Here is a 21,165-nt window from a genome sequence, read left to right as displayed (position 1 = left end):
CCTTCGTATAAGGAATAGGGTGAGATATTATTTTTAACATTCAATGAGAATGATAATCAATAATACTTATATTACATAAAAGAATGCTAATTAAATATAGGTGGAAAAGATTATTTTTTTCTTATAAATTGAGAATAATTATCATTTTCAAAAAGTGAAATGCAAGATAAATAAGGAGGAAACAAGAAAAATGAAAAAGTTTTCTGTATTACCCGCTTTTATTATGACATTTGTATGTATGCTAGCTTTTCTTGTAGTGCCGTTCGGACAAGCTTCAGCAAAATTAGCTGACGGTACGTATGATATTAACTACGTAATACAAAAAGCGGAAAACGAGTCAGCTTCAATGGCAAATGATTATTTTGAAAAGCCAGCTAAGTTAATTGTAAAAAATGGTGAGATGAAAGTTCAAGTTCCAATGAACCATAGTGCTTGGATTACAGAATTTAAAGCACCGGAGAATGGGAATTTTGTTGATGCAAAAGTAGTGAGTAAGGACGAAGCGGCTGATAAAAGAACGGTTGAATTTAAAGTTGATGATCTATCAAAGCCGTTGGGAGTAAAAATTCATGTTGTTGTACCAAGTGCAAACTATGACCACCACTATACAATTCGTTTTGCGTTTGATGCAAATGTAAAAGCTGTAGGTGGCGATAACGGTGTAGTTGCTGCAACAAAAAATAATGACCAAGCGAAAACAGATACACAAGTAAAAGAAGAAAAAACGAAAGTAGAGAATAAAGAAGTGAATAAAGAAACAAATGAGAGTGGAAAAGCTGAAAAAACAGATAATCCAAAAACAGGAGACGAAGCACGTATCGGATTATTTGCAGCGTTACTTCTTGTTTCAGGTGTTTTCTTAATTCGTAAAGTGAAGCTAAACAAATAAATATTTCGAAGGGTGATGAATATATGTTTAAACAATTTAAAATGATTATTGCCGTATTTGCTGTTTTATTTACGTTTATCGCAACACTAGGTTCACAAGATGCAAAGGCTGCTACAAAACTAGCTGATGGGAAATATAATATTGCTTTCACTGTATGGAAAGGCGATAAAGATGAATCATCTAGAATGAATAGTTATTTTGAAAGCCCAGCAACATTAACAGTTAAAAATGGAAAACAATATATTTCATTTAAAGTGAAAGATAGTTCTTCTATTAAAAGTTTCCAAGTAGAAAAAGATGGTCAATTTATAGAAACAACCGTGTTAAGTGAAAACAAAACAGATAATACTAGAGTTGTAGAATTTGAAGTTGCTGACTTGTCAAAAAAACTAAACGGCAAGGTGAAAATTAATATCCCAATTATTAATTACAATGCTTCATATGATATTCGCTTTGTATTTGATGGGAACAGTGTTAAATAATTAATTTTTTATAAAGGAGCGTTATTTCATTGAACAAGTATCTTAAGATTGTTGTTGCAATGTGTCTAATGATATTTACATTCGTATCAACATTACAACCACTTGCAGTTCAAGCAGCTACCAAGTTAGTTGACGGTGAATATTCAATTGGCTTCAAAGTTTTAAAAGATACATCAGATGAAGAATCGATGATGAATCAATATTCAGTAAGCCCGGGAACTTTAAAAGTGAAGGATGGGAAAAAAAAAGTATCCTTTACATTAACGAATAGTTCATGGATTACGAAGTTTGAAACAGAAAAAGCAGGCCAACTTGTTGAGACAAATGTAATTAGTGAAGATAAAGAAAAAGATACAAGAGTAGTAGAATTTGATGTGGAAGATGTAGAGAAGGTATTAAATGCAAAAGTAAAAGTAGATATTGATTTTTTAAATTATCATCATGACTATGATGTGCGCATTGTCTTTGATCAAAATAGCATTAAACCCGTTCATGTAGAAAAGCCAAATGAAAAAGAGGACCCAGCTAATAAGCCAGATCCAAATGAAAAACCTGATCCGAGTCAGAAGCCCGACCAAAAGCCTGACCCAGATCAACAACCAAATTCTAACACAATTACAGATGGTGAGTACAGCATTCCATTTAAAGTGTTCAAAGATCAAACAGATGAAGAATCCAAGATGAATAGTTACATGGTAAATCCAGGAGTATTAAAAGTAGAAAATGGTAAGAAAAAAGCCGTTATAACACTAAAAAGTAGCTCATTAATTAAAAATTTCCAAACGGAAAAAGATGGTGCATTTGTTGATGCAAAAGTAGTGAGTGAGGATAAGGAAAAAGATACAAGAGTAGTAGAGTTTGAAGTAAACGATTTATCTAAAAAACTAAATACAAAAGTATTTATCGAAATGGCATCAAGAAATTATAAGCAAACGCATGATGTACAACTTTTATTTGAACAAGATAAACTTGAAAAAATTAAAAATGAAGAGAAAAAACCAGAAGTAGAAAAACCAGAAGTAGAAAAACCAGAAGTAGAAAAACCAGACGATAATAAAAATCCAGATGCTGAAACAATTAAAGATGGTGAATACAGCATCAATTTTAAAACATTAAAAGATCAAACAGAAGAAATTTCAATGATGAACACATATACAAAAAGTCCAGGTGTGTTAAAAGTAAAAGATGGTAAGAAGTATGTATCCTTTACGTTAACGAATAGTGCTTGGATTACAAAGTTTGAATTTGAGAAAAATAGTTCGTTTGTTGATGCAAATGTAATAAGTGAAGATAAAAAAGCTGATACACGCGTAGTGGAAGTAGAAGTACCGGATTTATCGGAAAAGTTAAATGCAAAAGTAAAAGTAGATATCGATTCAATGAATTATCACCATTTTTACGATATTCAATTTGCATTTGATAAAGGTAGCATTAAGCCGTTAAATAACCAAGGCGGAAACGACAACCAAGGCGGAAACGACAACCAAGGCGGAAACGACAACCAAGGCGGAAACGACAAGCAAGGCGGAAACGACAACCAAGGCGGAAACGACAACCAAGGCGGAAACGACAACCAAGGCGGAAACGACAACCAAGGCGGAAACGACAACCAAGGCGGAAACAATAACCAAGGTGGAAACGACAAGCAAGGCGGAAACGACAACCAAGGTGGAAACAATAACCAAGGCGGAAACAACAACCAAGATAATAACACAACAATTGATCCAAAAGCTCTTAAAGATGGTGAATACAGCATTGGCTTTAAAGTGTTAAAAAATCAAACAGATGAAATCTCAATGATGAACACATACACAAAAATTCCAGGTGTATTAAAAGTAAAAGATGGTAAGAAATATGTATCGTTTACATTAACAAATAGTACATGGATTACGAAATTTGAATTTGAGAAGAATGGTTCTTTCGTTAATACAAAAGTGTTAAGTGAAAATAAAGAACAAAATACAAGAGTAGTAGAAGTAGAAGTAAACGATTTGTCTAAAAAATTAAATGCAAAAGTAAAAGTAGATATTGATTCAATGAATTATCACCATGTCTACGATGTTCAATTTGTATTTGATCAAGATAGTATTAAAGCTTTAGGGAATCAAGGTGGAAGCGACAAGCAAGGCGGAAACAACAACCAAGGCGGAAACAATAACCAAGGTGGAAACGACAACCAAGGCGGAAATGATAACCAAGGTGGAAATAATAAACCGAAAGTAATAGTTGATCCGAAAAATTTAGTAGACGGTCAATATGATATTACATTTAAAGTATTAAAAGATAAAACAGATGAGATTTCAAAGATGCATGACTATGTTGTAAATCCAGCGAAATTAATCGTAAAAGATGGTAAAAAATACATTGAGATGACGCTGAAAAATAGCGTGTGGATTACGAAATTCCAAACGGAAAACAATGAGCTATTCGCTGATGCGAAAGTAATAAGCGAAGATAAAAATGCAAATACGCGAGTAGTACAGTTTGAAGTAGAAGATCTATTTAAAAAATTAAACGCAAAAGTAAAGGTAGACATCGATGAGATGAACTACCATCATTTCTACGATGTACAAATTCAATTTGATACAAATAATATCGGTGCGTTAGGAACTATTAAAGAGGATCCAAAAAATGAACCAAAAAATCCAGTGACTACACCGAAAGTAGATAATGTAAAAACAGTAGGTAATCCTGATTTTAATCGAAATGCAGATGATAAGAAGAAAAACAATGCTACAGATAATGATGCAAAAAAAGAGAAAAACTCAAAAACTGCAGATACAGCACAACTTGGTTTATACATGGTGTTACTGCTAGGTTCACTTGCTTTACTAGTTCGTAAATATAGAGCGGGTAGATTGTAATTTTTGGAGTCTTGATGCATGTTCGCGTGCATCAAGACTTGTTTCATATTGTATGGAAAGGAGTGGTGATTGAGAGTGAAGAAAATTGCAAGTGTACTAATGGCTATCATTTTGTTAATGAGTATAGCCGGGTGCTCATCACCCAAAAAAGAAACAGCAAAGCAGGTAAAGAGTGAGAGTAAAGAGCGCATTGTTGCAACAACAGTGGCTGTTACTGAAATTATGGATGCGTTAGAAGTAGATTTAGTCGGCGTTCCAACAAGTTCTAAAACTTTACCAAAGCGATATAAAGGTTTACCTGAAGTTGGGAATCCAATGAGTCCAGATATGGAAAAGGTAAAATCATTAAAGCCGTCAGAAGTATTATCTGTGACAACACTTGAATATGAATTAAAGCCAGTTTTTGATGGTGTGGGTATGAAAGCAAACTTTTTAGATTTAACAAGCTTGAAAAATATGCAAAATTCTATTAGCGATTTAGGTAAGAAATATGGACGTGAAAAGCAGGCTGAAGAAGTTGTAACTAAGTTAGATAAAAAGGTTGCTAGCATTCAAAAAGAAGTAAAAGGAAAGAAAGAACCGACAGTACTTATTTTGTTAGGTGTGCCAGGAAGTTATTTAGTAGCAACAGAGCATTCTTATATTGGAGATTTAGTGAAACAACTAGGTGGTAAAAACATTGTACAAGGTGAACGAGTAGAGTATTTAGCTTCTAATACAGAGTACTTAAAGAAAGCTGATCCAGATATTATTTTACGAGCAGCTCATGGTATGCCTGATGAAGTTGTAAAAATGTTCGATAAAGAATTTAAAACGAATGACATTTGGAAGCACTTCGCTGCAGTTAAAAATAACCGTGTTTACGATTTAGAAGAGCGTTTATTTGGAACGACAGGCAATTTAGCAGCAATTGAAGCGTTAGATGAATTGAAAAAAATGATGTATCCGTGATGCATTTTAATATAAAGGAAGAGTGGAATGAATAAAAAAACTTGGAGTTTCCTCATTGTTACTGCATTGCTTATTGTTATGACATCATTGTCAGCGATGAAAGGGAGTTTAGAAGTAGGTATTGTTGAGCTTGTACAAGGGATATTTACAGGGGGAAATGAAGATGTTGAAGTGATTAAAGATTTACGTTTCCCACGTATTATTATTGCACTATTTACTGGAGCAGCTCTGGCTGTTTCAGGTGTGCTTTTTCAAGCTGTTATGAAAAATCCACTTGCTGATGCTGGTGTAATCGGGATATCTTCTGGAGCAAGTTTTATGACACTCGTTATTATTACGTTGTTTCCACAATTCTTTTTCTGGACACCAGTATTCGCATTTTTAGGCGGTGCGCTTGCGTGTTATCTCGTTTACTCTTTTTCATGGAAGTCTGGATTAAGTCCACTCCGCATTATTTTAATTGGTATTGCTATTAATGCAATGTTTACTGGATTAAATGAATCATTCGTTACGATTTGTGGATATTTTATTAAGAGTATTAAGCAAACGACGACTTCTAACATAACAATGAAGACGTGGGGCGATGTAGAAATAATGGTGACTTATGGAACGATTGGTCTTATTCTTGCTCTGTTCGTAGGAGCTTGGTGTAACTTATTATCGCTACAAGATAAGACTGCGAAAAACTTAGGCTTGCACGTGACGAGAGTTCGTCTTATTATTTCTGCCATTGCAGTACTCTTAGCGGCAGTATCAACAGCGATTGCAGGTGTTATTGCTTTTGTAGGATTACTCGTTCCGCATATTTCAAGACAATTAGTCGGTTCAGACCATAAAGTATTAATTCCATTTTCTGCTCTTGCAGGGGCGTTATTAATTTTGACGGCAGATACAATTGGAAGGTTAATTGTGCCACCTAATGAAATTCCAGCAGCAACAATTATGGCAGTTATTGGTGGTCCATTCTTAATATTCTTGCTTAGAAAGAGTGATAAAGTTCATGGAAATTAAAAATGTAACCTTTTCATACGATAACGTAACAAATCGTTTAAAGTCTGTTAGTAGTGAAATAGAAATTGGGAAAATTACAACAATTATTGGCCCAAATGGATGTGGGAAATCAACATTACTTAGTGTTATGTCTAGAAATCACGCTCCTAGCAGTGGAGAAGTAATACTTGATGGGAAAGCGATTAGTGAATATAAACCGAAAGAGTTTGCTAGAAAGTTAGCTGTTGTCCATCAACAAAATGAGGCTCCAGCAGATATTACAGTGGAAAATCTAATAAGCTTTGGGCGTATGCCATATAAAAATATTTTCTCTCCGCAAACAGATGAAGATAGAGAAGCAATTGAGCGTGCACTAGTATGTACGAATTTACAAAGTAAGCGTGATAAGCCAATTTATGCTTTATCAGGCGGAGAGAGACAGCGAGTTTGGATTGCAATGACATTAGCTCAAAATACACCAATGCTTTTCTTAGATGAGCCGACAACATATTTAGATATTTATTATCAGATAGAAATATTAGAGTTAGTGAAAGAGTTAAATGAAGTGTATGGACTAACGATTGTAATGGTATTACATGATATTAATCAAGCCATTCGTTACAGTGATCATATTATCGTTATGAAAGATGGAGAGATTGTTACGAAAGGTAATCCTAATGATGTAATAACAGAAGAAATGGTTAAAGCAATATATGGTGTAGATGTCGTTGTAAAGCAGGATGAAGATACAGGACTATACATGGTACCAATGGGAATCTAAAGGCTGAGCATAATCCGTTTTGAGGTGATAATTTGAATAGTAAGAAAGAACGGAAAAAGAATTCATTTTTTCAACGCATACTTACCATTGTGTTTTTAGGAATCTTTTTCTATTCAATGTATGAATTGGGTGGGATTTTCATGGATTATTATGAAAATCGTAAAGTAATGGCTGAAGCGCAACATATTTATAAGAGAAGTCCAATGGAAGAAAAATCAGAGGGTGGGGAAGTACGTAAGCAGTTTCAAGCTCTCCAAAAAATTAATCCGGAGATAGTTGGATGGATTACGATGGATGATACACAAATTAATTATCCAATCGTTCAAGCGAAGGATAATGATTACTATTTATTTCGTAATTACAAAGGTGAAGATATGAGAGCAGGAAGCATTTTTATGGACCATCGTAATGATGTGAAATCTCAAAATCGAAATACGATTTTATATGGCCATCGTATGAAAGACGGTTCTATGTTTGGTAGTTTAAAAAAAATGTTGGATGAAGAATTCTTCATGTCCCATCGTAAATTATATTACGATACATTATTTGAAGGATACGATGTTGAAGTTTTTTCAGTATATACGACAACAACGGACTTTTATTACATTGAAACGGATTTTGAAAATGATGCAGCATATACATCGTTCTTAAAGGAAATTCAAGAAAAATCACTGTACAAAACGGATACGGAATTGACGGCTAATGATGAAATTGTAACACTTTCTACATGTGACTATGCGCTTGATCCAGAGGCTGGAAGGCTAGTTGTACATGCAAAATTAGTGAAAAGAAATTAAAGAAAAAGTATAGAATATGAGAAGTGATAGCGCTCCTCATATTCTATACTTAAAAAATAACTGTTTTTACTGTGCTGCAGCCATTGGCATACGTACAACTTTTACATCATAGTAAGCAATTTTATTATCAAGAATATATTCTGGCATTCCGCCTTGATGTGAGTGAGCATCTTTAAATGCTGAGCTCTTTGTCCAACCTTGGAAATCTTCTTTTGCATTCCAGCGAGTGCTAATTGTTACTTCATCATAATCAACTGTATTTTGCGTTAAAAGAACTTCTAATCCTAAAAATCCTGGCATCGTTTCAACTTTACCTACTTTATTAAAACGCTCAATTAATTTATGTCCATTTCCCTTTGTAATTTTAGCTGTATTTGTAACAATAATCATGTGTATTCCTCCTATAAATCTAGCTATATTTTCAAGAACTCATATACATTAAATGATAATGAAAATCATTATCATTGTCAATGGCAATAATGAAATATATAAATTTTTTTTGAAAGTATGATGTTTATTTCATAAGTTAGTAAATATATTGCGATTAGGTGTAAGGCTGAGCGGGTTGTACTAGCAAAGCGATAATATGGTATAGTGAAACGAGGCTGTTTTTCGGCCTCGTTTTTTACATGCTTCCTACTAATAGAAAGCATTCAAATGGAAAGGAAGACATTACATGCGATCTGAAGTAACTATAAAAATAAAACCGAAATTTATAAAAGAAATTAAAAGTGGATATCCGCTTATTTTAAAAGATGCAATTCAAAATTTAAACGATATTCGTGAAGAAGGGACAATCATCAAAGTAGTAGATGAGAAGAACCAATTTATCGGAAAAGGCTATTATGGAAAACAAAATAAAGGATACGGCTGGATTTTAACGAGAAAAGAGAGTGAACAAATTAATCAATCTTTCTTTGAAAGTAAAATCAAATCTGCCTTACATAAACGAAAACAGTTTTACAAATCAAATGATACGACAGCATTCCGTGTCCTAAATGGTGAAGGTGATGGTCTTGGCGGCTTAATCATCGATTATTATGACGGTTATTACGTAGTGAGCTGGTATAGTGAAGGGATTTATACTTTTAGAGATGAAATCATAGCGGCACTTCAAAAAGTAGCAAACTTTAAAGGTATTTATGAGAAAAAGCGTTTTGATACGAAAGGGAAATACATTGAAGGCGATGATTTCGTAGCAGGAGAGCGCGGTGAGTTCCCACTTATCGTAAAAGAGAATGGTGTGAACTTTGCGGTTTATTTAAATGACGGAGCAATGGTTGGTGTATTTTTAGATCAGCGTAACGTTCGAAAACAAATTCGTGATACATATGCACAAGGAAGAACTGTGTTAAATATGTTCTCTTATACAGGTGCTTTCTCTGTATTTGCAGCACTTGGTGGAGCGACTAAAACAACGAGTGTGGACCTTGCAAATCGTAGTTTAAGTAAAACGATTGAACAATTTAGTGTCAACGAAATTGATTACGAAGCACAAGATATTATTGTAGAAGATGTATTCCTTTACTTTAAATATGCTGCGAAGAAAAAAATGAAGTTCGATATGGTTGTATTAGATCCTCCAAGCTTTGCACGTTCTAAAAAGTATACATTTAGCGCAGCGAAAGATTATAAAAACTTATTAAAAGAAACGATCGCGATTACAGAAAATAACGGTATTATCGTTGCTTCTACAAATTGTAGCGCATTTGATATGAAAAAGTTTAAAGGCTTTATCGATACTGCATTTAAAGAAATGAACGGTAAATACAAAATATTAGAAGAACATTCTTTACCAGAAGATTTTCGTACAATTGATCAATTTAAAGAGGGAGACTACTTAAAAGTAGTTTTCATCGAAAAAATTAAAGGCTAATAAAGAAAAAGGAGCTCGGGTTTACTTGAGCTCCTTTTCTTATTGAACGATATTTTGTACTCTACCGACTTGCCCGTCCTGCAATCGCACTTTAATGCCATGCGGATGGGAAGGGGAGTTTGTTAAAATATCTTTTACAATTCCACGTGTTAATTTGCCTGTTCGTTGATCTTGTTTTAATACAATATCAACTTCAAGACCGGGTGCGATATTAGAACGTTTTTGTCCGTTCATTTATACACCTGTACGTCTACGTTGGTTGTTTGTTTTTTTCGTTTGTTGGTTTTGTAATTTTTTCGTTTCTTGGCTTTGACTTTTTGCATTTTGGCCATTTCCATTTCCTTGCTTTTTCTTAGCAAGTTGTTCGCGCATTAAATCAGCTAAGCTTACTTTTTTATTCTCTGACATGATAAGTCTCCTTTATATAAAGTTAATTATGAACAATCGTAGTGAATTTCATCATATCATTGTTAAGGAAGGAAGGGAAGTTGGTTTGAAAATTCATATAATTGTTTCCAGTCTGTAGTAGTTACGATACAATTGAATTGTTAACGTTTGTAAAAAGGGGATAGAAATATGTCACATCATATTTTATTAGTTGAAGATGATATCTCAATTCAAGAGATGGTGGAAAAGTATTTAATAAAAGAGGGCTTTCAAGTTACAATCGCGTCTGATGGAGAAGAGGGAGTAAATACATATTTAAAAGGTTCATTTGATTTGATTATCCTCGACATTATGATGCCAAAGCTAGATGGCTTAGAGGTTGTACGAATCATTCGAGAAAAAAGTGCCGTTCCAATTTTAATGATGTCAGCAAAAGATACAGATGTTGATAAAGCTGTTGGATTAGGACTTGGGGCAGATGATTACATTTGTAAGCCATTTTCTATGATTGAATTAGCTGCACGTGTAAAAGCGGGTATTCGGAGGTCTACAAAATATTCGACTACGGAAACAACAGAAAAGATGATTCAGATTGGTGATTTAACAATCGATCCAATTAATTTTACTGTAGAAAAAAACGGGAACCCTCTCAAACTTACTTTAAAAGAATTTGAGATTTTAAAACTGTTCGTAAAGAATCAAAATCGTGTATTTACAAAAGCACAAATCTATACGTTAGTTTGGAATGAAGAGTATTACGGTGATGATAACGTTATTAATGTTCATATGAGAAGATTGCGTGAGAAAATTGAAAGTGATCCATCTAATCCAGAATATATTAAAACGTTATGGGGCATCGGCTATAAGTTGGAAGTGATGTAATATGACCAATCTGTTAATGGGCATTATTTTTATATTGTTATGTATCATTTACATACAATATAAGATGAGAAAAAATAGTAGCAAAAACTTAAGATACACATATGAAAAATTAGAAAGTATTGTAAATGAAAAAACAGGCGAGACGTTACTCGTTATGACAGATGATCTAGAATTGCAAAAATTATTAGTGGCAATTAATCAATTATTAGATGCAAAACAGAAAACGAATGCAGATCATGCAAAAGTAGAAATTTCGATGAGAAAAATGCTTTCAAATATTTCGCATGACTTGAAAACACCACTAACAGTTATTCTTGGATATACAGAAATGTTAAATAAGGATAAAACGATAAATGAAGAAGAACAGAAAATATTACTTGAAAAGGTTCATATAAAAACGCTGGAAGTGATGGAACTAATTCATAAGTTCTTTGATTTAGCAAAATTAGAATCTGGTGACAAGGCAATAGAGATAACAAAAGTAAATATGAATGAAGTTTGCCGTGAGAAGATTTTATCTTTTTATGATTTAGTGACGACGAAAGGATTTCATGTTCATATTGATATACCTGAAAGAAATATATATGCACTTGGAAATACAGAAGTATTAGGCAGAGTGTTAAATAATTTAATATCAAATGCAATTACATATGGAGAGGCTGGAAAGACACTCGGTATGACGTTAAGAGATGATGAAACGAGTGTGTATATAGACGTATGGGATAAAGGAAAAGGAATTGATGAATCTCATATTGATAAAGTGTTTGAGCGTATGTATACACTTGAAGACTCAAGAAATAAATTGTACCAAGGAAGCGGCCTGGGATTAACGATTACGAAAAGGCTTGTGGAAGCGATGGATGGAAAGATTCATCTTTCTAGTAAGCCATATGAAAAAACGATTTTTACAGTTGTATTAACAAAGATGAAGTTTTAGCTTGTAGAGAAGTAAATTCTACAAGCTTTTTTTTCAGCGTAAGGAATTTGTAAGGAACGAGTAAGAAAAAAGAGATTTCCGTTTTCTATTATAGAAATATAGAGCAGCGCGAAAGGGGAAAATGACATGACATATATATTAAAAACGAACCAGTTAACGAAAGTGTTTAAAGGAAAAGAAGTTATTTCTAGCGTTAACATGCATGTGAAAAAAGGAGAGATATACGGTTTCTTAGGACCGAATGGTGCTGGTAAAACAACAATTATGAAAATGATTGCAAATTTAATAAAACCGACGAGCGGCGATATTGAAATTTTCGGTGAGAAGTTAACAGACACATCTTATGAAGTATTAAAAAGAATGGGAACAATTATCGAATATCCAATCTTTTATGATAAATTAACGGCGAAGGAAAACCTAGAATTACATTGTGAATATATGGGCTATTACGATAAAAACGGCATTGATCATGCTTTACATTTAGTGAAACTACACGGCATAGACAATAAAAAAATAAAAGATTTTTCATTAGGGATGAAACAACGACTCGGTATTGCAAGGGCAATCGTGACAAAGCCAGAATTGCTCATTTTAGATGAACCAATTAACGGTTTAGATCCAATTGGTATTAAAGAGTTACGAGACTTATTTAAAATGCTCTGCAAAGAATACGGTATTACATTATTAGTTTCTAGTCATATTTTAGGTGAGATGGAACTAATGGCGGATACAATTGGTGTGATTCAAAATGGAAAACTAATAAAAGAAGTTTCAATGAAGAGTATTAACGGAAAACAAACAGAGTACATTGAAATCACTGTTCCTGATGTGAAACGTGCAGCTTATATTTTAGAAGATAAACTTGGTATAAAAAACTACAAAATAATGAGTGGAACCATGATTCGTGTGTATGATACGGCAGTGTCTCAGCAAGCCATTTCAAAAGCACTTATTATGAATGATGTGGAAATTGAAAGTATTAATAAGAAACATAGTTCCTTAGAGGAATATTTCTTAAATGTAATGGGTGGAGAGGGCATTCATGCTTAATGAATTGTGGCTGAACCTGGTAAGTGGATTAATCGTAATGTTTATAAGTGGAATTTTATATTATAGGAAACCAGAGCGGAAATGGTTGTTAATTCTACTAGTGATAGGAATGTTAAGCGTAGTTACTGCTGGAATTAGAATGTTAGCAGTGTAGAGACAGGTATATAAAGAATGGAGGCGTGGTTTATATGTTTAAATTAATGAAGCTCGAATGGAAGAAACATCAATTATCTAGTTACTTTAAAAGTGTAGCAATTTGTATTATAGCAATTTTCGCTGTAGTAAGCCTTATGGCATTGGGAATGAAAGCCGAGGGAGACGTGCTCTTCTCTGACTTCACACAGAACATGGCTTTAGCAAATATTTTTATTAGGATAACATTCATTATTTTTAGTTCGGTCATTTTATCACGTTTAGTAATTGATGAGTATAAGAACAAAACGATACAACTATCATTTATGTATCCGCTACAAAGGAAAATGCTAATGAGTGCGAAATTAACAATTGTTTTTTGTTTTTGTTTTGTGAGCACGATTATCGCGACTTTCATTATTAGTTTGCTCGTATATTTTGTGAGTCCAATGATGGGACTGATTGAAACACCTGCTACGATAGGTGAAATAATAGCTATCGTTCCAGGTACTATTATAAGTGCATTTATGATATCTGGGATAAGTTTAATTCCTTTGTTTTTTGGAATGAGAAAGAAATCGACACCGACAACGATTACTTCGGCAGTAATAATTGGTATGGTGATTAGTGGTAACTTTGGTTCTGGAAACGGTCAAGTAAGTATGTTTGATTTTATAGCTATCCCAATCGTGCTCTGTTTATTAGGAATTTTCATTAGTTATCTATCGTTTCGTAAAATCGACAAGATCGATGTGGCGTGAAGCAAGCCTAAAACAAAAAACGAACTGGGGTATGAATGGTGAAAAAAATAATAGTAATTGCAATATTATTCATTACAATTGCTAGTATAGTTTTTGGTATTAAGGTATTTCAGGGGAAAGATTTTAAGAAAGAAAAGTCTTTTGAAATCAATAATATAAAAGAAATAGAAGTAGACAATGAAAACTGGGATATTGAATTCAAAAGTACAGACGCTAATAAAATAGTAATTTCCGCTCAAGGTGAACAAGCAGATAAAGAGATAGATCCCGTCAAAATAGAAAATGATGAAAATAAACTTGTGATTAAGCAAAAACAAAAGGTGAACAGATTTTTTTATGGTTTTACGTTTAGGAAGAAAAATAGTATATCTATAGCTATTCCGAAGAAAGAAATAGATAAAATTGTATTAAATAATAAATCGGGTGATGTGAAAATAAACGATATAGTAGTAAAAAGCATCGTGACAAGAGGCAAATCTGGAGATGGAATGATTACAGGACTATCGGCAGAGAAGGGTGAATTTACATCCGAAAGCGGGGATTTAATGTTAAAAGATAGTTCATTACAAGAAGTAAATATAACTTCCACTACTGGTGATAATTATGTAAAAAATGTAAAAAACGAAAATATGAACATCACTTCAACATCTGGGGAAGTATTACTGAAAGATATGACAGAAGGAAAATCATTATTTGTAGAAACAAAATCAGGGGATATTGGCGTACGGTATAAAGGTGTCCCGGCATCATTGAAGCTTATGGCTAAAAGTAATTCGGCTGACGTAATAGTGGATTTAAAAGGATTTAAGAAAGATAAAAGTACAGAAAAAATAAAAGTAGGAACCATTGGTGAGGCAAAAAATGAAGCGAAGATTTTAAATGAAACAGGAGTCATTTATATTGATTAAATCTTAGGAGGAAGGAGGACACTATCATGCTACATTTAATGAAGCTAGAATTGAAAAAGTTTAAGCTTGGTTGGTACGTGAAGAGAGCAATTATTGCAAATATTGTTATACTGGCATTAATGATCTTTGTGAGCATCATCGCTCAAGTAGAAGGTGATGCAGAAATAAGGAATCCAGAGACGATATTGTTAATGGCTAGCACAATAGTAAGAGCAACGTTTATTGTTTTTGGTAGTGTATTAATCGCAAGGCTAATAATTGGTGAATATAAAAATAAAACAATACTACTTATGTTTTCTTATCCTATTAATCGGAAGAAATTGATGATTAGTAAGTTGGCTATTGCAGCAATAGTAACATTTATAACAGTTATTGTATCTAACATTTTAGTAGTAGGAGTTTTCTTTGGTATAGATAGTTATTTTTCAATTCTTCCTAATTCATTTACAGTAGATCAATTGATGCAAGAAGGAATAAAACTGGTTCCTTTAGCCGTTGCAACTGCGGGAATGAGTTTAATCCCATTATATTTTGGAATGCGTAAACGTTCAGTGCCAACTACAATTGTTTCATCTCTTATCGTTGTATCAATTGCAATGAATGGCAACCCAATGTTTCCTATAGCAACTTTTCTTCCCCTTCAACTAGCACTCGCAGCAATTGGAGTTGTGATTGCATATTACGGAATTAAAAATATAGAGAAGGAAGATATAACTGTATGACAAGAATAAGAAAAAAGAGTTGGCGTTACACCAACTCTTTTTTGTATATGTATGCTTCGTTACTACTCTGTAAATTTAGAGTGTGTGCTTAAATACTCTTGCACTCCTGGAGAAATGTTAAAGTTATTAGGACTTTTATATTCGATAGTAAACTCTCCGTCGGTACTTGTTTCAAAGGAGATTGCATGGCTATTCATTTTAGCATCGTAAGAAGTATTTTTGACTTCTGCATCTAGATTAAAATATTTTGTAATATATTCTTTTGATTCCGTAATTGCTGCTTGTTTTCCCCAAGGGGTGCCATAATAGGTGAAATAAAGAGATACACTAATCACTCCAATAATAGAAGTTAGTAAAATAGTTCCCATAGCTATTTTTTTATTTTTTGTATTCAATTTGGTTACTCCTCTTCGTAATATATATTCATTTTAATCTATCTTTTCCATAAAACAACCATTTAGAAAAAATAGTTTCACATGAAACAAGTTACAGAAAAAGACAAGATGTGTAAACACCTTGTCTTTTTTTGTTTTTACATTTTAGGAACTTCCATTCCAGCGGCAGCCCATTCTTCTTTTGCAGGACCATATACGCCAGGAACTGTTAAGCCAGCTTGCCTCATTAAAACCGTCATTTGTCCGCGGTGGTGATTTTGATGATTAATAAGTGTCATTAAAAATATAGAATTCGGCATAGGACGACCAAAGAAATCATTAATCGTTGCTAAATCTTTATCATTCCATTCGTTTTGAAGTGCTTCAACGAAAGCTGCATTCACTTTATGGTATTCATCTGCAATTTTTTTTGCAGAAGTTGGAACAGGATAATCTTTCGTTTCTCCTTCAAACTTTAGGCCTGTGCCAGATAGTATAACAGGAATTGCCGTTACGATATGCCAAGCAACTCTTCCTAATGTCCAATGCCCAGGCGCAATTTCTTGTGATAAAGATGCATCGGTTAATGAATTAAGCATTTTCTGAGTAGACTCTGCTTCGTAAGTCCATGATTGAAAGAAGCCTTCAATTGTTTGGTACATTGTTATCCCTCCTATTTTTGTTCATAGATTAAATTCGTGAGAGATAATATAATCCCTGTTCCACAAGAAATAATTAATTAAGTATTTGCTACAATATGAAAACAATTAGAAAATATTTGTAAAAGTGTCAGGAAACGAATGTGTTCATTCGTATATATAATGAATAAAGAAGGGGATAAAGAGTGGTGATAAGGGTGAAGGATATAGAAATAGTAGAAGGTCTTCGAAAACAAGACATGTTAGCATTACATACAGCAATTGATCGATATGGGGATTTAATTTATAAGGTGGTTCATAGTGTTTTAGATACGGCACAGAGCAAGGTATTAGTGGACGAATGTGTTGACGATATTTTATTAATCGTTTGGTACAACATTAGTAGTTATGATGAAAATCGTGGGAAGTTTAGAAACTGGCTTATATCTGTCGCTAAGTTTAAAGCTATTGATTATAAACGAAAAAGTAATAAGGCTTATCAATTACAAGAGCTTCAGCAAGAAATATATGAAGATAGAAAAAATGTCAATTTAACAAAAGAAGAGCGAGATTATAATTTTTACGTTTTAATTAAAGAATTGAATGAAGAAGATAAGAAAATTTTTATAAAAAGGTATTTAGATGAATATAGCGTACAAGAAATAGCGCTTGAATTCGGTATGACACGAGATACGGTATATAGCAGGCTTTCAAGAGGGAGAAAGAAATTGAAGAAGCTGTTGGGGGGGGGAAGAAATGAATAAAGAAAAGTTACTTCAGGAATTAAATAACTTGCAGTATAGCGATAATTTTGTAGATGATTATAGAAATGATGAGAAAATAGATAAAAAGAAAATAAATCGTACAAAAGAAGTTGTAACAAAAACAATTTTAATGAAACGTTGTTATGAGGTTGTACAAGAAGAGTTACAGGGAAGCGAAGAGATTTTATATAGTATGCTTGTCGAAAATCCTCGTGTGAAAAATTGGCAGACAGGCACAGCCATGACATTAGGGGTAGGCGTTCTTGCGATGAACTTCGGTATTAATACTGTGCTAATCGTTACAAATAAACGGTTGTATGTATTTTTTGTGGATCGTTATTATAATGAAGTTGATATAAAAGTATGTGTATTAAATGAAATAGCTTCTATGAGAACAATATTAGACCGTAAAGGTGGGAGTGAATTTCTACATATAAAGTATAAAAATGATAAGGAGTACGTATTATTGGGAAATGCTGATGATTACAGAGAGTTATTTAAAATGGTAGGTAGACTGAAAGTAGCAAATGGAATAGAACTAAAATTACAGGATAAGAAATTAAAGAGAAAGTTAACTTTAAAACGAAGTGTATTCAATATAATCATGTATGCACTTGTTATGTATATTCTGTACAAAGCTTATATTAATTTTATGCCATAATAGGAAAAGACGGCTTCATATATATGAAGCCGTCTTTTAATTAACTTTCTTCCCACTCTTCCTCATCAACCATAAGAAATAAGGTGCCCCAAGTACAGCAACGACAAGGCCAGAGGGAATTTCTTTCGGATATGCGATTGTACGTCCAAGTAAGTCAGCAACAGAAAGAAGGATTGCTCCAAACAGAGCGGAACAAACGAATAATCTTTGATGATTCATACCAACAACAATTCTTGCTAAGTGAGGAGCGACAAGGCCTAAAAAGGCGATTGTACCGACAGCCGCGATATTTATAGATGCAAGAAGTGTCGCTAGTACAATTAGAGCAAGACGCGTTTTATTTACAGGCTGTCCGAGTCCAGTTGCTAAATCGTCTCCAAGTACAAGGACATCAAGTTGTTTCATTAAGAAAAAGATAATTGGTATAAGAATAAGTGATGGATATAGAATGATATTTTCTAAGTGATTCCATCCTCTTGCATACGTACTGCCTGATAGCCATGTTAAAGCAGCAGCAACATTCAAATTCGCTCTAACGATAAAGATTTGAATAATTGCTGAGCCGAGAGCCGAAATACCAATCCCTATTAAAGCAAGAGCTGTTGGACTAAATCCTGCTTTCCATGAGAAGAAGAGGACAATTCCAACTGCAAGTAGTCCGCCGATAAATGCACCAATTGGTAGGAAGAAACCTGGAAGTGCAGGGAAAACATACATAATAGTTAAAGCACCGACACCTGCTCCAGACGAAATACCAATAATCGAAGGGTCGGCAAGTGGGTTTCGTAATATTCCTTGGAAGACAAGCCCACTTATTGCAAGGCATGCGCCAGCAATAGCGGCAACGAGCATTCTTGGTAAACGAAGGTTCATCATCATATTTTTATCAAATTGCGTTAATTGCCCTGTTATAACATTTGTAATGCTTTCGATATAAGCATTACTACCGATTGTAACACCAAGAGCAATCGTCACAATACAAAGCGTGATAGATATGATGATTACCTTTTTATAAGAGTAATAGCGGGAACTAGCTCCAGCTGCATTCGCACCGTTATCATTCATATATTGTTTCGACTTCATCATACGATACACTAAATAAATAAGCCAAGGTGACCCAATCATTGCTGTGACTGCTCCAACAGGAAGTTCTGCACCAGTTGGATCTATTAATCTACCGACGACATCTGCCCCAAGTAATAATACTGCTCCCCATAAGAATGAGGAAAGAAGAAGAGTAAAGTGTTGCCGGTAACCAATAAGGCGCATTAAGTGTGGTGCAACTAAGCCAACAAACCCAATCGGTCCAACGACAGTGACAATTACTGCTGTTAAAAAGATTGCAGCAATGAAGGCGATAAGACGTGTTACTGCTGTTTTTTCACCAAGAGAAACAGCAACATCGTCACCAAGTAAGAGGATGTTGAGTTTACGAGACATAAATAGTAAAACTAGGAAAGAAATAATGATAAATGGAAAAGCAAATTGAACGCCATCCCAGTTATTTTGGATAAGAGAGCCAGCTCCCCATAAAAATAAACCAGCCGTTTCATTTTCATAGAAAAGCTGCATCGTTCCAGTAAAAGCAGAAAGCATTAATGTAACGACCATCCCAGCTAATGCCATTCTAAGTGGGGTTCCCTTTTTCCCACCAGAAATACGGTATACAAATAAAGCAGTAATAGCACCACCGATAAATGTGAAAAGAAGTGAGTTAATTTGCAGACCTTTCGGTAAGAAAATTGTAGCCGCTACTAGAAAGAAATATGCGCCAGAGTGAATTCCCATTGTACTTGATTCAGCAAGTGGGTTTTTTGTTAATGTTTGCAAAATGACCCCAGATGCAGCAAGAGCACCTCCAGCTAAAATAGCAATTACGGCTCTAGGTAATCGAAGCATGATTAAAGTTTGGTGCTCTAGTGATTGGTTCGGTGAGATAAGAGCATCGATAATCATACTATAGGAAATATTTGCTTGACCTTGTCCGATATGAATAAAGAAAAGGAGGAGCAAGAGAGCTGCTCCTCCTCCGAATACAAGACTTGCTCGAAGTGTATGTTGTAAGCTATTCATCGTGTAATCACTTCTTCGCTGTCATTACATCTGCTACTTGTGTTGCTAAAGATTTTGCAGACTCAGGACCACCGAAAATCCAAGTGTCGCCTTTTAATTTATACATTTTGTTTTCTTTTTTGAACTTTAATTCTTCCCAAGCAGGATTGCCTTTTAGTTGAGTGTCAAAAATGTTATCTTCATCCGCTACAATGTAAATGAAGTTTGAATCTTGTACACTTTGTAATGATTCTACAGTTGTTTGTTTGAAACCATCTGCCTCTGATTTACCCGCTTCAAAAGTGTTTGTTAAACCTAATTTTTTTGTAACTTGTAAAGCTGTAGAATTGTCAGTTAAGATGCGGAATGTTGGCACGTTTTTAGCAGTAAATGCTTGTGCCATTGCAATGTTTTTATCTTTTAAGCCTGCTTTGTCAATTTTTGCTTTTGCATCAGCAAATGTTTTATCCATATCAGCTAATACTTTTTTACCTTGTTCTTCTTTTCCAACAGCTTTTGCAATTTGTTTAAATGTTTCTGTCATTTCAGCAAAGTGATCGTTGTTGCTAGTTGATGGATCAAACATAACTGTAGGAGCAATTTGCTCTAATTCGTTTTTAATTGCTTTACCGCGGAATGATGCTGTGATAATTAAATCTGGTTTTAGACGGCTAATTTCTTCTAAGTTTGGTTGTTGACGTGTCCCTACATCTACAACATCTTTACTCGGTTTTGTTTTTGTATTTACCCATTTATTATAATTCTTAATGTCTGCCATCCCTACTGGCTGAACACCAAGTGCTAATAAGTCTTCTGAATATACCCACTCAAGTACAACAACTTTTTTCGCTGGTTTATCTAACTTCGTTTCCCCTTCAGCGTGTTTAATTGTTATAGTTTGATTTTTATTGTCCGCTTTTGTTTCCTTTTTCTCCTCTTTTTGCTGTCCGCATCCAACAGCGAATAGAAGAATTACTATGAAAATACTGAGAATTTTCTTCATCTTCTGCCCCCAAATAAATTATTTAATTTGCAATGTACGATATTGAAAATCGTTATCAATTACAACATCCAAATCATACTATGATGATATTTTAAGTGTCAATATATTTTTAAAATTTTGACGAAAAATAACGAATTATACAGATTTCAATATATGAGGTTGAAATCTATATGTATATGAAAATGCAGAAAAGGAATTTCGTTTAAGCAGGAAGGCGAATGTACAAGCAAAAGGGAAGGGTGTCGCATGTAATAATTATTAGAA

General features: G+C 33.9%; 24 protein-coding genes. 17 read left to right on the top strand and 7 right to left on the bottom strand.

Going from position 1 to position 21,165, the window contains the following annotated elements:
- Positions 1–190: 190 nt before the first annotated feature.
- The 7 genes from isdC (at position 191) to srtB (ending at position 7,754) form a co-directional block, all read left to right on the top strand.
- A complete protein-coding gene (gene isdC / locus ACUN26_RS19305) occupies positions 191–889 on the top strand; it encodes a heme uptake protein IsdC (RefSeq protein WP_000714737.1) in 699 nt (232 codons plus the stop codon).
- Between the two features lie 23 nt (positions 890–912).
- A complete protein-coding gene (locus tag ACUN26_RS19300; protein WP_000476169.1) occupies positions 913–1,371 on the top strand; it encodes an NEAT domain-containing protein in 459 nt (152 codons plus the stop codon).
- Between the two features lie 29 nt (positions 1,372–1,400).
- Positions 1,401–4,235, top strand: a complete 2,835-nt coding sequence (locus ACUN26_RS19295) for an NEAT domain-containing protein (RefSeq protein ID WP_001046178.1) — start codon at positions 1,401–1,403, stop codon at positions 4,233–4,235.
- A 69-nt stretch (positions 4,236–4,304) separates the two neighbouring features.
- The gene (gene isdE, locus ACUN26_RS19290) at positions 4,305–5,186 is read left to right on the top strand and encodes a heme ABC transporter substrate-binding protein IsdE (RefSeq protein WP_002093211.1); all 882 of its coding nucleotides are present in this window, start codon (positions 4,305–4,307) and stop codon (positions 5,184–5,186) included.
- 27 nt (positions 5,187–5,213) lie between these two features.
- On the top strand, positions 5,214–6,197 hold the full coding sequence (locus tag ACUN26_RS19285) for a FecCD family ABC transporter permease (RefSeq protein WP_001036848.1): 984 nt from the start codon (positions 5,214–5,216) through the stop codon (positions 6,195–6,197).
- Positions 6,187–6,957 (top strand): ABC transporter ATP-binding protein, encoded by a 771-nt coding sequence (locus ACUN26_RS19280; protein WP_000403763.1) that lies wholly within the window; start codon positions 6,187–6,189, stop codon positions 6,955–6,957. Before ACUN26_RS19285 ends, ACUN26_RS19280 begins: the two co-directional genes overlap by 11 nt.
- 32 nt (positions 6,958–6,989) lie before the next feature.
- Complete coding sequence (gene srtB, locus ACUN26_RS19275) at positions 6,990–7,754, top strand: class B sortase (RefSeq protein ID WP_002093213.1); 765 nt, start codon at positions 6,990–6,992, stop codon at positions 7,752–7,754.
- A gap of 66 nt (positions 7,755–7,820) precedes the next feature.
- Here srtB and isdG read toward each other — a convergent pair whose 3' ends face one another.
- Positions 7,821–8,144: a heme oxygenase gene (isdG, locus tag ACUN26_RS19270; RefSeq protein ID WP_000587821.1), complete on the bottom strand. Its 324-nt coding sequence runs from the start codon at positions 8,142–8,144 to the stop codon at positions 7,821–7,823.
- Between the two features lie 286 nt (positions 8,145–8,430).
- Here isdG and ACUN26_RS19265 point away from each other — a divergent pair, with 286 nt between their 5' ends.
- The gene (locus tag ACUN26_RS19265; protein WP_001255942.1) at positions 8,431–9,630 is read left to right on the top strand and encodes a class I SAM-dependent rRNA methyltransferase; all 1,200 of its coding nucleotides are present in this window, start codon (positions 8,431–8,433) and stop codon (positions 9,628–9,630) included.
- 39 nt (positions 9,631–9,669) lie between these two features.
- Here the strand turns inward: ACUN26_RS19265 and ACUN26_RS19260 are convergent, their stop codons facing one another.
- Both ACUN26_RS19260 and ACUN26_RS19255 read right to left on the bottom strand, forming a co-directional pair.
- A complete protein-coding gene (locus ACUN26_RS19260) occupies positions 9,670–9,864 on the bottom strand; it encodes a YwbE family protein (protein WP_001014310.1) in 195 nt (64 codons plus the stop codon).
- A complete protein-coding gene (locus tag ACUN26_RS19255; RefSeq protein ID WP_001293579.1) occupies positions 9,865–10,038 on the bottom strand; it encodes a hypothetical protein in 174 nt (57 codons plus the stop codon). It lies immediately after the preceding gene.
- 168 nt (positions 10,039–10,206) lie between these two features.
- Between ACUN26_RS19255 and ACUN26_RS19250 the strand changes: the two genes are divergently transcribed.
- The 7 genes from ACUN26_RS19250 to ACUN26_RS19220 all read left to right on the top strand — a co-directional run bounded on the left by ACUN26_RS19250 (position 10,207) and on the right by ACUN26_RS19220 (position 15,409).
- Entirely contained in the window at positions 10,207–10,899 is a 693-nt protein-coding gene (locus ACUN26_RS19250; RefSeq protein WP_000018038.1) for a response regulator transcription factor, read from the top strand.
- Position 10,900: 1 nt separating this feature from the next.
- Positions 10,901–11,836, top strand: a complete 936-nt coding sequence (locus ACUN26_RS19245) for a HAMP domain-containing histidine kinase (protein ID WP_000183220.1) — start codon at positions 10,901–10,903, stop codon at positions 11,834–11,836.
- A 126-nt stretch (positions 11,837–11,962) separates the two neighbouring features.
- Entirely contained in the window at positions 11,963–12,886 is a 924-nt protein-coding gene (locus ACUN26_RS19240) for an ABC transporter ATP-binding protein (protein WP_000221074.1), read from the top strand.
- Positions 12,879–13,040: a hypothetical protein gene (locus ACUN26_RS19235; RefSeq protein WP_000931273.1), complete on the top strand. Its 162-nt coding sequence runs from the start codon at positions 12,879–12,881 to the stop codon at positions 13,038–13,040. The genes ACUN26_RS19240 and ACUN26_RS19235 overlap by 8 nt, the downstream gene beginning before the upstream one ends.
- Positions 13,041–13,074: 34 nt before the next feature.
- A complete protein-coding gene (locus ACUN26_RS19230; RefSeq protein WP_000475553.1) occupies positions 13,075–13,779 on the top strand; it encodes an ABC transporter permease in 705 nt (234 codons plus the stop codon).
- A gap of 35 nt (positions 13,780–13,814) precedes the next feature.
- Positions 13,815–14,687, top strand: coding sequence for a DUF4097 family beta strand repeat-containing protein (locus tag ACUN26_RS19225; protein WP_000239293.1), 873 nt, complete (start codon positions 13,815–13,817; stop codon positions 14,685–14,687).
- Between the two features lie 26 nt (positions 14,688–14,713).
- Positions 14,714–15,409 carry an ABC transporter permease gene (locus ACUN26_RS19220; RefSeq protein WP_000902921.1) on the top strand — a complete coding sequence of 232 codons (696 nt, stop codon included), beginning with the start codon at positions 14,714–14,716 and terminating at the stop codon, positions 15,407–15,409.
- Between the two features lie 62 nt (positions 15,410–15,471).
- On the opposite strand, the gene ACUN26_RS19215 is transcribed toward ACUN26_RS19220, so the two are convergent.
- Complete coding sequence (locus ACUN26_RS19215) at positions 15,472–15,804, bottom strand: YfjL-like protein (protein ID WP_001093291.1); 333 nt, start codon at positions 15,802–15,804, stop codon at positions 15,472–15,474.
- 137 nt (positions 15,805–15,941) lie between these two features.
- Positions 15,942–16,445 carry a DinB family protein gene (locus ACUN26_RS19210; protein WP_000284956.1) on the bottom strand — a complete coding sequence of 168 codons (504 nt, stop codon included), beginning with the start codon at positions 16,443–16,445 and terminating at the stop codon, positions 15,942–15,944.
- Positions 16,446–16,630: 185 nt separating this feature from the next.
- On the opposite strand from ACUN26_RS19210, the gene ACUN26_RS19205 reads away from it, so the two are divergent.
- A complete protein-coding gene (locus ACUN26_RS19205; RefSeq protein WP_033657338.1) occupies positions 16,631–17,185 on the top strand; it encodes a sigma-70 family RNA polymerase sigma factor in 555 nt (184 codons plus the stop codon).
- The gene (locus ACUN26_RS19200) at positions 17,178–17,846 is read left to right on the top strand and encodes a hypothetical protein (RefSeq protein WP_001031134.1); all 669 of its coding nucleotides are present in this window, start codon (positions 17,178–17,180) and stop codon (positions 17,844–17,846) included. Before ACUN26_RS19205 ends, ACUN26_RS19200 begins: the two co-directional genes overlap by 8 nt.
- Positions 17,847–17,882: 36 nt before the next feature.
- On the opposite strand, the gene fhuB is transcribed toward ACUN26_RS19200, so the two are convergent.
- Complete coding sequence (gene fhuB, locus ACUN26_RS19195; protein ID WP_001087100.1) at positions 17,883–19,919, bottom strand: Fe(3+)-hydroxamate ABC transporter permease FhuB; 2,037 nt, start codon at positions 19,917–19,919, stop codon at positions 17,883–17,885.
- A 7-nt stretch (positions 19,920–19,926) separates the two neighbouring features.
- A complete protein-coding gene (locus tag ACUN26_RS19190; RefSeq protein WP_000722817.1) occupies positions 19,927–20,901 on the bottom strand; it encodes an ABC transporter substrate-binding protein in 975 nt (324 codons plus the stop codon).
- Between the last annotated feature and the right edge of the window lie 264 nt (positions 20,902–21,165).

The sequence above is a fragment of the Bacillus sp. WC2503 genome, from assembly GCF_052682895.1.
Note: the sequence above shows the minus strand (reverse complement) of the source record. Positions and strands in the feature narration are given on the sequence as shown.